We start from the raw sequence: 12,996 nt of genomic DNA, 5'->3' as shown, positions 1-12,996 counted from the left end.
ACAACCGGCGGTGGTTACTCTGGACGCGTGGACGTGGATCTCCAGCTCGTGCGCGCGTTCGTCGCCGCCGCGGAGGAGATGCACTTCGGACGCGCCGCCGCCCGGCTGTTCCTGACGCAGCAGGCGCTGTCCAAACGCATCCGAAGGCTGGAGGAGGCGCTGTCGGCGTCGCTGTTCGAGCGCACCACGCGCCGCGTCGAGCTGACCCCGGCCGGGCATCGGTTCCTGCCGCTGGCCAAGGACGCGCTCGCCGCGTTCGACGCGGCCGTCGCCTCGGTGCGCGAGACCTCCCAGCCGCTGCGCGTCGACGTCTTCGACGAGCGCTTCAGCCCCATGCGGCTGCTGCGCGGGCTGCTGGAACACGACCCGTCGCTGCGCGTCCAGCCCAGCATGCGCCAGGGCCTGGCACTGGCGCTGCCCGCCCTGCGCACCCGCGAGATCGACGCCGCGTTCGGCCAGGTCATGGACCTGCCCGAGCCGCTGCCGCCGGAGCTGGCGCACCGGCTGGTGCACCTGGAGCCGATGCACGCCTTCGTCCCGCTGGACCATCCGCTGGCGTCCCGGGACGCGATGCGCCCGTCCGAACTGCCGGGCATCGCCATGGCCGACCCGGGCGGCGCGAGCGAGGCGCGCGGCTACCTGACCGGCCTGGCCCGCCGCTTCGGCGTGCCGATCCGCTTCTACGAACCGGCGATCGGGCACCGCCACTACGGCGAACTGGTACGCCGCGAGAAACACGACGTGGCGCTCGGCGAGGCCGGCATCGAGATCCCGCCCGACTTCGGCCTGCACCGCATCCGGCTGGTCGACCCGGTGCCGCTGGCCCCCTGGTCGGTCGTGTGGCACCGCGGGAACAGCGGCCCTGCACTGCGCCGCATGCTGCGCCTGCTGCCCGCCCCGACCCCGCCGCCGCCGGACGACCCCGGCCACTGGATTCCGGACGCCTACCGCACCTGATCCCATGCCCCGGATGTCCGCATTCGGTCATCCACCGGCGTTCACCAGTGCCGTCACCGATCTTGACGGAAACGGTCGGCCCAATCGTGACCTTCGCGTTTCCATGATCGTGCAGAATGGTCGGCCGATACCAGGGGCGACCAGGGGAACGGTAGTGAGCGCAGACGACTGGCATCGGCGGGTGGACCCGAGCAAGCCCCACCCGGCGCGCATGTACGACTACTTCCTTGACGGCAAGGACAACTTCGAGGCGGATCGCAAGGCCGCCGAGCAGGTCCTGCGCATCGCGCCCGAGGCCCGGTTGATGGCGTTGGAGAACCGGGCCTTCCTGGGGCGGGCGGTGCGTTTCCTTGCCGCGGCCGGGATCCGGCAGTTCCTCGACATCGGCACGGGGCTGCCCACGCAGGGCAGCACCAGCGAGGTGGCGCACGAGGTCGCTCCGGACGCGCGCATCGTCTATGTCGACAACGACCCCATGGTGCTGGTGCATGCCCGGGCCCTGCTGGCCGACCGCGACGCGAAGTCCACCGTCGTGGTCGAGGGTGATGTGCGCGATCCCGACGCGATCCTGGGGCATCCCGACGTCCGCGCGGTCATCGACTTCGACCAGCCCGTTGCCGTTCTGCTCGTGGCCATCCTGCATTTCATTCGCGAATCTGAAGACCCTGTCGGAATCGTCGAACGATTCAAGCGCGTCATGGCGCCCGGAAGCTATCTGGTGATCAGCCACGGCACGCATGACTTCGACCCCGAACGGTCCGCCGAGGCCGTCCGCCCCTACGCCAACGCCACCGCACCGGCCGTCGGCCGCAGCGGTGCCGAGATCAAGCGTTTCTTCGACGGCCTGGAAATGGTCGATCCCGGACTGGTGCAGCTTCCGCTGTGGCGGCCGGACGGCGAGCCGCCGTCGCACCTGGACGTCATCTGGCTCTACGGAGGCGTCGGCCGCCGCGTGTAAGAGCGGCCCGCGCCGTCGTCTTATGTTCGGCTGACATAGAGGAACGGTAGTGAGCGCAGACGACTGGCATCGGCGGGTGGACCCGAGCAAGCCCCACCCGGCGCGCATGTACGACTACTACCTCGGCGGCAAGGACAACTTCGAGGCGGATCGCGAGGCCGCCGAGCAGGTCCTGCGCGTCCTGCCCGAGGTCCGGTTGATGGCGTTGGAGAACCGGGCCTTCCTGGGGCGGGCGGTGCGTTTTCTGGCCGCGGCCGGGATCCGGCAGTTCCTCGACATCGGCACGGGGCTGCCCACGCAGGGCAGCACCAGCGAGGTGGCGCACGAGGTCGCTCCGGACGCGCGCATCGTCTATGTCGACAACGACCCCATGGTGCTGGTGCACGCCCGGGCCCTGCTGGCCGACCGCGCCCCTGGGGACACCGTCGTGATCGAAGGGGACGTGCGCGATCCCGACGCGATCCTGGGGCATCCCGACGTCCGCGCGGTCATCGACTTCGACCAGCCCGTTGCCCTTCTGCTCGTGGCGATCCTGCATTTTGTCCGCGATTCCGAAGACCCCGCCGGAATCGTGGAACGATTCATGCGCGACATGGCGCCCGGAAGCTATCTGGTGCTGAGCCACGCCACGCATGACTTCGACCCCGAACGGTCCGCCGAGGGCTCCCGCCCCTACGCCAACGCCACCGCACCGTTCGTCACCCGCAGCGGTGCCGAGATCAAACGCTTCTTCGACGGCCTGGAAATGGTGGACCCCGGACTGGTGCAGCTTCCGCTGTGGCGGCCGGACGGCGACCCGTCGCCGCATCTGGACGCCATCTGGGTGTACGGAGGCGTCGCCCGCCGCGGGTAGGCACGGTCGGCGCCGCCGGGCTTACCAAAGGTAACAATTCTGTGCCCTCCGGGCGGCGACCACAGTCGGTCGGCGGTCTTCCCGCACCGCGCCCGATCACCGAAGGTGGTCCCCGGATCACCCACCGCGGGAGGCCGTGCCGATGGTCGACGCCGAACCGGGCACCACACGCGTTCTCCGGAGCGAGGTGCCCCGATGAGGCTGCGCCTGCGCAGACGGGCACGCCGTCCCGAGGAGCTGCTGGAGGACCTCGGGCCGAAGCTGGCCGACTCGTCGTCCTGGCACGCCAAGGCCACCGAGCTGTCGCAGACCGGCATGCTCACCATGGCCCGGCGGCTGCCCGCGCTCATCGCCCAGGTCATGGCGCTGGCATGGCGGGCCAACAAGCGCGACCTGATCGTCACCGTGGTGCTCAACGTCGTCGCCGGGCTGTTCACCGCCTTCGGGCTGCTGGCGACCACCGGCGTCCTGACGGCCCTGTTCGCCGCCGGCCCCACCCCCGACCGGGTGCGCTCGGCCGCACCCGCGCTGCTGCTGGTCGGCGGGGCCGTCACGCTGCGGGGCGCGTTCGCGGTGGCGGCGCAGTGGGCGCAGGCCCGCCTGCGGCCCCAGGTCGAGCAGATCGTCGAGCTGCGCCTGTACGAGGTCACCACCGGCATCGACCTGACCGCCTTCGACGACGCCGACTTCCAGGACCACCTGCACCGCGCGCGCCTGCGCGGCGTCGACTCGGCCCCCTCCATGGTGGACAACGCCGTGGACCTGTTCACCGCCGCGGTCGGGGTCGCGGCCGCGGCGGGCGCGCTCGGCGTGCTGCATCCGGTGCTGCTGCCGCTGCTGCTGCTCACCGCGCTGCCCGAGGGCTGGGCGGCGGTGCGCGCGGCCCGCCAGGGCTACCTGACCCAGCTGAGCCTGGTGGAGGCCCGCCGCCGCAGCTGGATCATCACGGAGCTGATGACAGAGCGGGTGCACGCCGCCGAGGTCCGCTCGTTCAACCTGCGCGGCTTCCTGCTGCGCCGGTACGGCGTCCTCGCCGACCACATCCGCGCCGTCCTGCTGTCCCTCGCCCGCCGCCAGACCATGACCCGGGTGTGGGGCGACATGCTCAAGGGCCTGACCACGGCTTTGATGTACACGGCCCTCGGCGTGCTGCTGTGGCAGGGCGTCATGCCCCTGGCGGTCGCCGGGACGGCCGTCCTGGCGATCCGCACCGGCCAGAACTCGTTGATCAACCTCGTCTACGCCCTGAACCGCTGCTACGAGGACGGCCTGTACTTCGGCGACTACGTCAGCTTCTGCCAGGTGGCCGGAGCCCGCCTGCCCACAGGCACCGCCGCCGAGGCGGACGCGCCCGGCGCCTCCAACGGCACGTCCGGCACGGTGGCGACGTTGCGGGCGTTCCGCGAGATCAGGGCCGAGGCGGTCACGTTCACCTACCCCGGCGGCGACACACCGTCCCTGCGCGAGGTGTCGGTGCGGCTGCGGCGGGGCGAGATCGTCGCGCTGGTCGGGGAGAACGGGTCGGGTAAGACGACGCTCGCGAAGATCCTGGCGGGCCTGTACACGCCGCAGGGGGGCGAGGTGCGCTGGGACGGTGTTCGCGTGTCCGACGTGGACCCCGACGACCTGCGCCGCGCCATCGCCGTGGTCGCCCAGGACCATACGCACTGGCCGATGACCGCCGCCGACAACATCGCCCTGGGCGACGACCCTGACAGCGGCCCGGTGCGGCGGGCGGTGGAGGAGGCGGCGGCCGAGTCCGGCGCCGACGAGGTGATCGCCAAACTGCCGCACGGGCTGGCCACGCTGCTGGACAAGCGGTTCGTGGACGGGTGCGAGCTGTCGGGCGGCCAGTGGCAGCGACTGGCCGCCGCCCGCGGCTTCTACCGGGACGCGCCGCTGCTGATCTGCGACGAGCCGACCGCCGCGTTGGACGCCCGCGCCGAGCACCGCCTGTTCGAGCAGATCCGCCACCACGCCGCCGCGCGCGGCCGCACCGTCCTGCTGATCACCCACCGGCTCGCCAGCGTCCGGCACGCCGACCGCATCTACGTGCTGGACGGCGGACGCGTCATCGAGGAGGGCGACCACGAGCACCTGATGAGCCTTGGCGGCCTGTACGCCGAGCTGTACGAACTGCAGGCCTCCGCGTACCGGCAGGCCCGCTCCGACGTGGGCTGAAAGAGGCCGCGGCCGTTCGCTCAGCCGCCCTCCCAAGGATTGTCGGGCGAGTCCAACCACACGCGCTGCCCGTCAGCGGTCAAGGTGATGCCGAACCGGCCGTAGTCGGGCTTGCCGGCCTTGATCCATCGCTCCTCGGTCTCGTGGCTGACCCGGGGCGGAAGGTGCTGGGAGTTCAGGGGCATGAATCCCCCGGGGCCGATGAACCGACCGTCGGCGGTTCCGTCCTCGCGGACGGTGAACCGCGCCAGCGGCGGCTCGGGATGGACCGTCGGGGCCCAGGGGACCAGGATCACCCCGCCGGGTCGGGTCTGCTGCACCCAGGCGTAGGGCACGGTGTGGGCCGCGGCGGTGACGATGATCCGGTCGTAGGGGGCGCCGGGTGGGTAGCCGGCCTCGCCGTCCCCGTTGATCACCTCGACCCGGTACCCGGCCCGGTGCAAGGCCGCCCGCGCGTTGTCGGCGACCTCGGGGTCGATCTCGACGCTGATCACGCTGTGCTCGCCCAGCAGGTAGGCCAGCACGGCCGCGTTATAGCCGGTGCCGGTGCCGATCTCCAGGACGCGCATGCCCGGCGAGAGATCGAGAGCGTTGATCATTGCGGTCATGATGCGCGGCGCACTGCCGATGCTGGCGGCCACCATGCCGCGCCCGCTCTCGGGATCGCACAGGTCGGCCGGAACGATCGGGTCAGGGCCGACCTTGGTGATCACGGCGCCGTTCTCGGCTTCCACAAGCTGTCGCCATCGGTCGGGATCGGCGGAACGCCGCAGCGGCACCAGGAAATGGTCAGGACCCGGTACGTACACCACCTCCGGGATGAACTGCTCCCTGGGGATCGCCGCCAAAGCCTCCTCAGCCGACCTCACTGCTCACCGGTCCCATTGCACGCTATGCACGTCTGCCAGCGTCGCTTCCCGTTCCCGTCATCGGTCACCCACTGGCCCTTTTGACCATTGCACACGCTACACGTCTGCTTCTTGCTGTGCTTGCCCATGGCGCCCGCCTCTTTCTCCCGCACTGCCGGACGTTGTTGTGAATTTACCGTGACTTCCTGTCGTGCGCCTGTCACTCAGGTGGAAGAAGTCGCTTCCGTTCGGCGCCCGCCCCCTTGAAGGCAAGGGATAGTATCTGAGTCCACCATGCAAATACCAAGTGATCAAACTAGGGTGAGAGAGGTTCAGTTAAATGGGCAAACACACCAAAGAGGACGCTTGTGGGACCTGTGGAGGAAAGGGAGAAGTCCCGATAACGAGCGACGGCAGGGACGAGCGCGGTACGCATATGACAGTCTGTCCCACCTGCCGGGGATCGGGGAGTTCATGACCGAGAAGCCGATCACGTTCCCATCGCTTCCTCCCGTAGACCGGCGCGTGTTCATCCCCGACGACATCTGGGTCGTGGAGAACAAGCAGTGGGCTCGGTTGTCGCGTCGGGATGATCCGGCCAGATGGGAGCGGCTGGTCGCGTCCGATGACGCGATCACGACGCAACTCAAAAGAGGCATCTGGCCATCGTCCTCGTCCTCCGCCCCCGCGGTGATGGCCGACATGATCGCGGCATTGAGGCTCAAGCCGGGCATGCGGGTGCTCGAAATCGGCACGGGCACGGGCTGGAACGCGGCATGCCTGGCCGAGCTCGGAGCCGAGGTGGTCTCCGTCGAGATCGACGCCGTGATCGCCGCCCGCGCCCGCACCAACCTGCAGAAGGCCGGCTATCCGGAAGTGGTCGTGATCACCGGTGACGGTGAACACGGAGCACCCGATCACGCGCCGTTCGACCGTGTGCTGTCCACCGCCGCGGCCCGGAACGTCCCCTATGCCTGGGTGGAGCAATGCGTTGAAGGGGGTCTCATCGTGACTCCCTACACGGGGGAAGGGCACAAGTACGCGTTGCTGGTCCTCACGGTCTCCGCAGGCGTGGCCGCAGGCGGAATGGAGGGCACGGCATTCTTCATGCCCTTGCGCGGGCAGGGCCTTTCACAAGCAGACCAGCGCGCCCTCGAGTGCCGCAACGACCTCTGGGTGAAGGTGAGCAAGTCCGGCCAAGTGATCACCTATCGCTCGGACTGACACCCTCTCTCTCCAGCGGTCCTGCCCTCGCTCGCACGGAAAGAGAAGCCGAGGCCCCTCACTTCTCCGGATTCACCGTCGTGACTGGATTGGCGGGCGAGTCCAGCCAGATGCGCTGACCCTCCGCGCTCACGGTGATGCCGTACCGCGTGCAGGCCGGCCTGCCCGCGTTGATCCAGCGTTCCCTGGCCTGCTGCAACACTCCTTGCGATACGCGCTGATCTCGCACCGGCATGTAGTTCCCCGGCCCGATGAACCGCCCGGCCGCCGTTCGGTCGTCGGCCACGGTGAGCTTGGCCAAAGGGCCGTCGGGATGGAAGGTCGGCGCCCACGGCACCACGAGGATGCCGCCCGGCGTGGTCTGCTGCACCCAGGCGTACGGCAGCGTGTGCACCGCCGCGGTCACCGCCACGCGGTCATAGGGAGCGCCGACCGCGTAACCTTGCATGCCGTCACCCGTGACGACCCGGACCGCATACCCGGCCCGGTCGAGCGCCCGGCGGGCATGATCGGCCAGCATGGCGTCGACCTCGATCGATACCACGTTCTCCGCGCCCACCAGATACGCCAGGACGGCCGCGCTGTAGCCGCTTCCGGTGCCGATTTCCAAGACGCGCATCCCCGGCTCAAGGTCCAGCAGACCGATCATTTCGATCACGCCGTCCGGTGTGGTGCTGGAGGACGTGGGCCAAGCGCCTTTCTCGACGGCTTTCCCATCGTCCATCTGGATCACCAGCGAGTCCCCCGAATTCGCCAGTTCCGCCCATCTCTCCGGTTCCTGATCGCGCCGGACCGGCACCGACCAGCCGTCGCCCCGATGCACCCAGATCACATCAGGAATGAAGTCCGCCCGAGGTATCGCGAGTACCGCCTCCCGGACGTCCATCACACCTGGCCCGTTCCCTTGCACCCCCAGCAGGGCCGGATCTCTTTCTTCTTGTCCACTGACACTTCGATTTCGCCCGTCCCCTTGCACACAACGCACGTGACTTTCTTCGAATGCTTCCCCACGTTTCTTTCTCGTCTTTCTAAAGTTGAGCGGGACGCGGCTGCCGGTCGTGTCGCACCATCGGCACGCCGTTGCTCCCCGCCGTCTCCCGGTGGCCATCACGCGCGCGCGGGGGCTGCTTTGGTTACCTTCCCGGTGAGTTCTGGTGCAGCATCGCAGGCTTTGGGGCATTGGGCCGTGGTCAGCGTGGCATGGGTGGACGGCGCCGCCATCCGGCGTCCTCCGCTTGCCAGCTGCTCAGGTGGAGGTGGGCCCGCGACGCTGCGCAGGCAGGACCGCCCGCGGTTGTATACGGGGGAGTGTGAGCCCTGGTCAGGCGTTCCTTCGTGGCCTGGTCACGCCTTTAGGGGGTGTGTCGGCATGACCGATCGGAGCTGGTCGCGAGCCGCCCGAATCTCCGGAACGTCTGCCCACTGCTGCGAACGCGTCATGATTCTCGCGATTTCTTTGTCGAGTTGAGTGGAGGAGAGCATCGGGACGATCCTCGCCAGATCCTCCATCTGAGCGGCGGCTTCGGAAAGGCGGACGCCGGCCAAGGAAGCGTAGATCCGCCCCCACGTCCAACTAGCGAGCAGCATCGGGCGATCGTGGAGGAGCCGAAGCGTCTCCTCGAAGGCCGCATCGGCCTCGTCGTATCGCTTCAGGCGCGCCAGGACGTTCCCCGAGCTTCCGAGGACCACGGCACCGGCTTCCGTGGAAAGCTCGCTTACGGTGCGAGCTTCGTCGACGGCCGAGCGAGACGCGAATTCCGCGGACTTTCTGTCCAGGTTCCCCACTCTGACGATCGCAGAGCCGAAGCGGGCGTTGAGTCTCGCCCGATGCTCGCTGGTCAGTTCCGGGTACTGCAGCCCCGTTTTCGCGTAGTGCGCGGCCTGGAGTGGGTCTTCTGCCGCGTTGAAGTAGCACAGGTTCTCGTAACAGTGTGCGACCCCGTCGCTGTATCCGGCGCGCCTCGCGAGCGCGAGCGAGAAGATGCCGACGTCGTTCGCCTCTTTGATGTGGCGTGCGTTGTTGAGGATGATCGACGCTTTCCGTGCGAGGTCCGATGCCGCCATCTGCAGTTGCCGGTCTCGGCTGTTCATAGCCGCCTTGATCCGAGCGGCGTGCCGCCGGGCGGTGGAGACGAGTGCGTTCCCTCCGATCTGGTCGTACATCGTGCCCAGGTGCTCGACGAGGCCGCGGAGGTATTCCAGGTCCTGGTACGGGCTGACCTTTTCCGACGGGATGAGTACGACACCGGACACTTTCCCGGCGATCGCGGCACCCGCCACCTTTGTTACCTTCTCGTGGAATTCTCGGCGCTTCACCGACCCTTCCCCCTTTCCGTCCCTTTTGGGTCTTATGGCCAGCTCCCAGCCGACCCGTTGGAGGACCGTCATCGCCGTGTTGAGCGACGTGCCTCGGGAACCGTTGATCACCCTGGACAGCCAGGGCTGTCCTTTGCCTATCTCCTGAGCGAGGTCGCACTGAGTCCAACCGCGCTCTTTCATGATCCTTTCAAGCGCCTCGGGGAGGCTGCGAACTTCCATGAGGCAAGGGTATTCCGAGGTGTCAAGGTGCGCTAGGCCGTTCGACCAAATGGACTGCAGTCTTGGCGGGTCGGCAATGAACAACGAGATCGGGAAAGAAGTCGGGCAGTAAAAACGATCAACATGGCGATCTCTGATCGTTGATCTTCTCTGCCGACTGCTGAAACTTGCACGGGTGCGCACGCTCGGCGGCGCAAGATCCAAAAAGCAAGGCGGCCCGGAGGCGGTGAGACCAGCACCGCCCCGGGCCTTGATCCGGACGGTGGAGGTCCGAACCCAATGTGGAACCTACCCGATCACCAGAGAGGCCCACAGGGCTCTCTCATCGCGAGTGACCCACGTCGCAGGCCAGAGGACGTACTGGCTCGCGCGGTGCAAGCCACGACCCGAGGGCGCTGGCTGTGCTGGTTCGGGCGCGCCACGCGCCGCTACTGGGCCATGGCGCCGCGCTCCTACCCCTGGTCCGGCCTGCTGGAGAGCGACACCCCTGAGGGGCTCGCGGCGGCCATCGGACAGGTGGAGCTGTTCTACGGGCCGGCGTCATGACGTGCCCGATGCCCCAGCGCTTCGCGCTGAACGGAGCATTGCTGCAGGTCATCGCGGTCCTGGACATCGCCGCCGACGCGCGTGAAGTCGCGCACGCGCGTACCTGGATCACGCAGCGCATCGGTGAGGCGTTCGTTTTCCCGGGCGGTGTCACCCGCGACGTGATCGACACCGTCGAACTGTGCGCGTCCGAGGTCATCACAAACGCCATCGTGCACGGCGGACGCGAACAGCAGGACGAACAAGTCACGATCATTCTCATCTGCGCGCCGTCGTTGATCAGAGTCGAAGTGATCGACAGCGGAAACGATCCCGACCGCACGCCACGCGTTCGCGATGTCCAGCCGGATTCCGACACCGGAGGTCGCGGGCTCGAAATCGTGAGCAATTGCGCCCACCGCTGGGATCACTACACGGACGCCGCAGGGCGAAACGTGTGGTTTGAGGTGAAGTGCTAGGGAATCATTCCAGCACTCCCAAGCCGCCACGCAGCCGAGTCATAGCGCGTGTCTTTCTTCCCCAAGACGAGGCGCCGCATTCCATGCATGACTCGGCTGCGTGGCCCTCCTCCGCGATCGGCTGCCGATCTGCGACCAGCCCACCGCCGCGTTGGACGCCTGCACCGAGCATCGCCTGTTCGCGCAGATCCGCCGCCACGCGTCCGCCCGAGGGCGGAAGTACCAGGTCACCGAGACTTCCGGAGGAGGCCCCGGCCTTCAGGCCGGGGAGGAATCCGGACCCCGCACGGGGTGGCCCGGCGAAGCCGGGGCACCCCACAACGAAAGTTGCTTACCGATCATCGCAAGATTGGTAAAATTCGCGAACATGCGTACGGCGTACAAGGTGCGGGTCTACCCCACCGAGCAGCAAGCGGCGGTGCTGACCCGCACGTTCGGCTGCGTACGCCTGGTCTGGAACAAGGTCCTGGCGTGGCGGCATGCCCGCTACCACCAGGAGGGCCTGAAGACCTCCTACGCCGAGACCGACCGGTATCTGACCGAGCTGAAACGCGACCCCGAGTTCGCGTTCCTGTACCAGGTGTCCTCGGTCCCGCTCCAGCAGACTCTGCGGCACCAGTACACGGCGTTCGTGAACTTCTTCGCCGGACGCGCCCGCTACCCGCGTTTCAAGTCCCGGCACGGCCGCCAGTCGGCGACTTACACCCGCTCGGCGTTCCGCTGGCGCGACGGGCGGCTGTACCTGGCCAAGATGGACGGCCCGCTGCGGCTGGTGTGGTCCTGGCCGGACGTGGACCCGGCCACGCTCACCCCCACCACGGTGACCATCTCCCGCGACGGCGACGGCCGCTGGTACGCCTCCTTGGCGGTGGACACCGACACCGAGCCGGAGCCGATGTCCGCCACCGGCCGCGCCGTCGGCGTCGACCTGGGGGTGAAGGACTTCGCCGTCACATCCGACGGCGAGCGCATCCCCAACCCGCGCCACCTGGAACGCAAGCTGCGGAACCTGGCCCGCTACCAGCGCAGGACGGCCCGCAGACAGCGGGGATCGGCCAACCGTGAAAAGGCCAAGGCGAAGGTCGCCGCCGCGCACCGCAAGGTCCGCAACGCCCGGCGGGACTTCCTGCACAAGACCACGACCCGGCTGGTCCGCGACCACGACGTGATCGCGATCGAAGACCTCAACGTGCGCGGGATGGTCCGCAACCGCCGCCTGGCGCGGGCGATCTCCGATTGCGCGTGGGGAGAGTTCCGCACCCTGCTGGAGTACAAGTGCGAGCGGTACGGGCGCCGCCTGGTCGTGATCGACCGCTGGCACCCTACATCGAAGACCTGCTCGGCGTGCGGGCACCTGCTCGCCGAGCTGTCCTTGAGCACGAGGCACTGGACGTGCCCGTCCTGCGGCACCCGGCACGACCGGGACGTCAACGCCGCCAAGAACATCCTGGCCGCTGGTCGAGCGGTGTCGGCCTGTGGAGCTGACGTGAGACACTCCGGGTCCTCCCGGGTGCGGTCGGCTGTGAAGCAGGAAGCCCAGCCCGTGAGGGCGGGAATCCCCCGCCTTTAGGCGGGGGAGGAAGTCAACCATGCCAAAGGCCCACATGAAAAGTCCCGGGCCCAGGCCGCTCAGCGGGTGAGAAGCGTGGTCAGGTACGTCCGGCTGCCGACACCAGATCGAGCGCGACGCCCAGGGGACGCATCATTCGCGCGTCCCCTCCCCGCGTGAGTGCCGGGTGCCTGGCGTGGGCCGCTGCCGGTGGCGTGACGCCGCCCCTGCCGGCCGCTCGCCGAACGAATTGCGTATCAGCTTTCGGTGTCTGGTGCGTTGGCCGTGTCTGTGGCCTGTGCGGTGGTTGCGTGGTTTCGTTCGGCGAACGCCCCGGCATCAGCGCTTCACTCGACGAGGACCGCTAGCGGGTGCGACCGACGAGACACAGCGATCCGATCGAAGGGCCGCAAGGTGATCCCTCTAGGGGTGATGAGCGACCTCTGGAGAAGCGCTTCTGGGAAAAGGTCGCCGTCATCGAGTTGCGATCCCTCTAGGGGTGATGAGCGACACCCGAGCAAGCAGTACGGCCGGTACGGCGCCAAGGTTGCGATCCCTCTAGGGGTGATGAGCGACGCGGACGGATGCGGATGAACTCCCGCCGTCCGTAGGGTTGCGATCCCTCTAGGGGTGATGAGCGACCCTACGGGCAGACCAGCCGCTACCAGGTCCTCGCCGGGTTGCGATCCCTCTAGGGGTGATGAGCGACCCGAGAGTAAAGTCGCAGGTCGGGCCCACTGGGGTGAGTGGTCTCTCTGGTCACGTCCAGCGGAGTGGTGTATGAGTCGGCCTCCGCGTGATCCTGTTGCTGCAGGTTAAGCGGTGAGTTCTCGGTTGTCGTCCTCGGGGTCTTGTGCGGTGCCGTCGATGACGCGCAGTCTGGC

General features: G+C 68.1%; 11 protein-coding genes. 8 read left to right on the top strand and 3 right to left on the bottom strand.

The window, feature by feature from the left end:
* Positions 1–27 precede the first annotated feature (27 nt).
* From QSK22_RS23690 to QSK22_RS23675, 4 genes are all read left to right on the top strand, one after another.
* Positions 28–957 (top strand): LysR family transcriptional regulator, encoded by a 930-nt coding sequence (locus QSK22_RS23690; RefSeq protein WP_285496531.1) that lies wholly within the window; start codon positions 28–30, stop codon positions 955–957.
* 154 nt (positions 958–1,111) lie between these two features.
* The gene (locus QSK22_RS23685; RefSeq protein ID WP_285496530.1) at positions 1,112–1,915 is read left to right on the top strand and encodes an SAM-dependent methyltransferase; all 804 of its coding nucleotides are present in this window, start codon (positions 1,112–1,114) and stop codon (positions 1,913–1,915) included.
* Positions 1,916–1,964: 49 nt separating this feature from the next.
* Positions 1,965–2,768 carry an SAM-dependent methyltransferase gene (locus QSK22_RS23680; RefSeq protein ID WP_285496529.1) on the top strand — a complete coding sequence of 268 codons (804 nt, stop codon included), beginning with the start codon at positions 1,965–1,967 and terminating at the stop codon, positions 2,766–2,768.
* 195 nt (positions 2,769–2,963) lie between these two features.
* Entirely contained in the window at positions 2,964–4,949 is a 1,986-nt protein-coding gene (locus tag QSK22_RS23675; RefSeq protein WP_285496528.1) for an ABC transporter ATP-binding protein, read from the top strand.
* 20 nt (positions 4,950–4,969) lie between these two features.
* Here the strand turns inward: QSK22_RS23675 and QSK22_RS23670 are convergent, their stop codons facing one another.
* Positions 4,970–5,797, bottom strand: a complete 828-nt coding sequence (locus tag QSK22_RS23670; protein ID WP_285496527.1) for a methyltransferase domain-containing protein — start codon at positions 5,795–5,797, stop codon at positions 4,970–4,972.
* 474 nt (positions 5,798–6,271) lie between these two features.
* Between QSK22_RS23670 and QSK22_RS23665 the strand changes: the two genes are divergently transcribed.
* Positions 6,272–7,021, top strand: coding sequence for a protein-L-isoaspartate O-methyltransferase family protein (locus tag QSK22_RS23665; RefSeq protein ID WP_285496526.1), 750 nt, complete (start codon positions 6,272–6,274; stop codon positions 7,019–7,021).
* A gap of 58 nt (positions 7,022–7,079) precedes the next feature.
* Here QSK22_RS23665 and QSK22_RS23660 read toward each other — a convergent pair whose 3' ends face one another.
* Both QSK22_RS23660 and QSK22_RS23655 read right to left on the bottom strand, forming a co-directional pair.
* A complete protein-coding gene (locus QSK22_RS23660; protein WP_285496525.1) occupies positions 7,080–7,907 on the bottom strand; it encodes a methyltransferase domain-containing protein in 828 nt (275 codons plus the stop codon).
* Positions 7,908–8,365: 458 nt separating this feature from the next.
* On the bottom strand, positions 8,366–9,559 hold the full coding sequence (locus QSK22_RS23655; RefSeq protein ID WP_285496524.1) for a helix-turn-helix domain-containing protein: 1,194 nt from the start codon (positions 9,557–9,559) through the stop codon (positions 8,366–8,368).
* Between the two features lie 372 nt (positions 9,560–9,931).
* On the opposite strand from QSK22_RS23655, the gene QSK22_RS23650 reads away from it, so the two are divergent.
* From QSK22_RS23650 to QSK22_RS23640, 3 genes are all read left to right on the top strand, one after another.
* Positions 9,932–10,105 carry a hypothetical protein gene (locus QSK22_RS23650; RefSeq protein WP_285496523.1) on the top strand — a complete coding sequence of 58 codons (174 nt, stop codon included), beginning with the start codon at positions 9,932–9,934 and terminating at the stop codon, positions 10,103–10,105.
* Positions 10,106–10,113: 8 nt separating this feature from the next.
* On the top strand, positions 10,114–10,563 hold the full coding sequence (locus QSK22_RS23645; RefSeq protein WP_285496522.1) for an ATP-binding protein: 450 nt from the start codon (positions 10,114–10,116) through the stop codon (positions 10,561–10,563).
* 367 nt (positions 10,564–10,930) lie between these two features.
* Entirely contained in the window at positions 10,931–12,133 is a 1,203-nt protein-coding gene (locus tag QSK22_RS23640) for an RNA-guided endonuclease InsQ/TnpB family protein (RefSeq protein ID WP_285496521.1), read from the top strand.
* Positions 12,134–12,996: the final 863 nt, after the last annotated feature.

Origin of the sequence: Actinomadura sp. NBRC 104425, assembly GCF_030269545.1 — a bacterium.
GTDB classification, from domain to species: domain Bacteria; phylum Actinomycetota; class Actinomycetes; order Streptosporangiales; family Streptosporangiaceae; genus Spirillospora; species Spirillospora keratinilytica.
This window is presented reverse-complemented; position numbering and strand designations above follow the sequence as displayed.

Coding starts and splice junctions, on each gene's coding strand:
- QSK22_RS23655 (WP_285496524.1), bottom strand. CDS start 9,559: ATGGAAGTTCGCAGCCTCCCCGAGGCGCTTGAAAGGATCATGAAAGAG.
- QSK22_RS23640 (WP_285496521.1), top strand. CDS start 10,931: ATGCGTACGGCGTACAAGGTGCGGGTCTACCCCACCGAGCAGCAAGCG.
- QSK22_RS23645 (WP_285496522.1), top strand. CDS start 10,114: ATGCCCCAGCGCTTCGCGCTGAACGGAGCATTGCTGCAGGTCATCGCG.
- QSK22_RS23660 (WP_285496525.1), bottom strand. CDS start 7,907: ATGGACGTCCGGGAGGCGGTACTCGCGATACCTCGGGCGGACTTCATT.
- QSK22_RS23675 (WP_285496528.1), top strand. CDS start 2,964: ATGAGGCTGCGCCTGCGCAGACGGGCACGCCGTCCCGAGGAGCTGCTG.
- QSK22_RS23665 (WP_285496526.1), top strand. CDS start 6,272: ATGACCGAGAAGCCGATCACGTTCCCATCGCTTCCTCCCGTAGACCGG.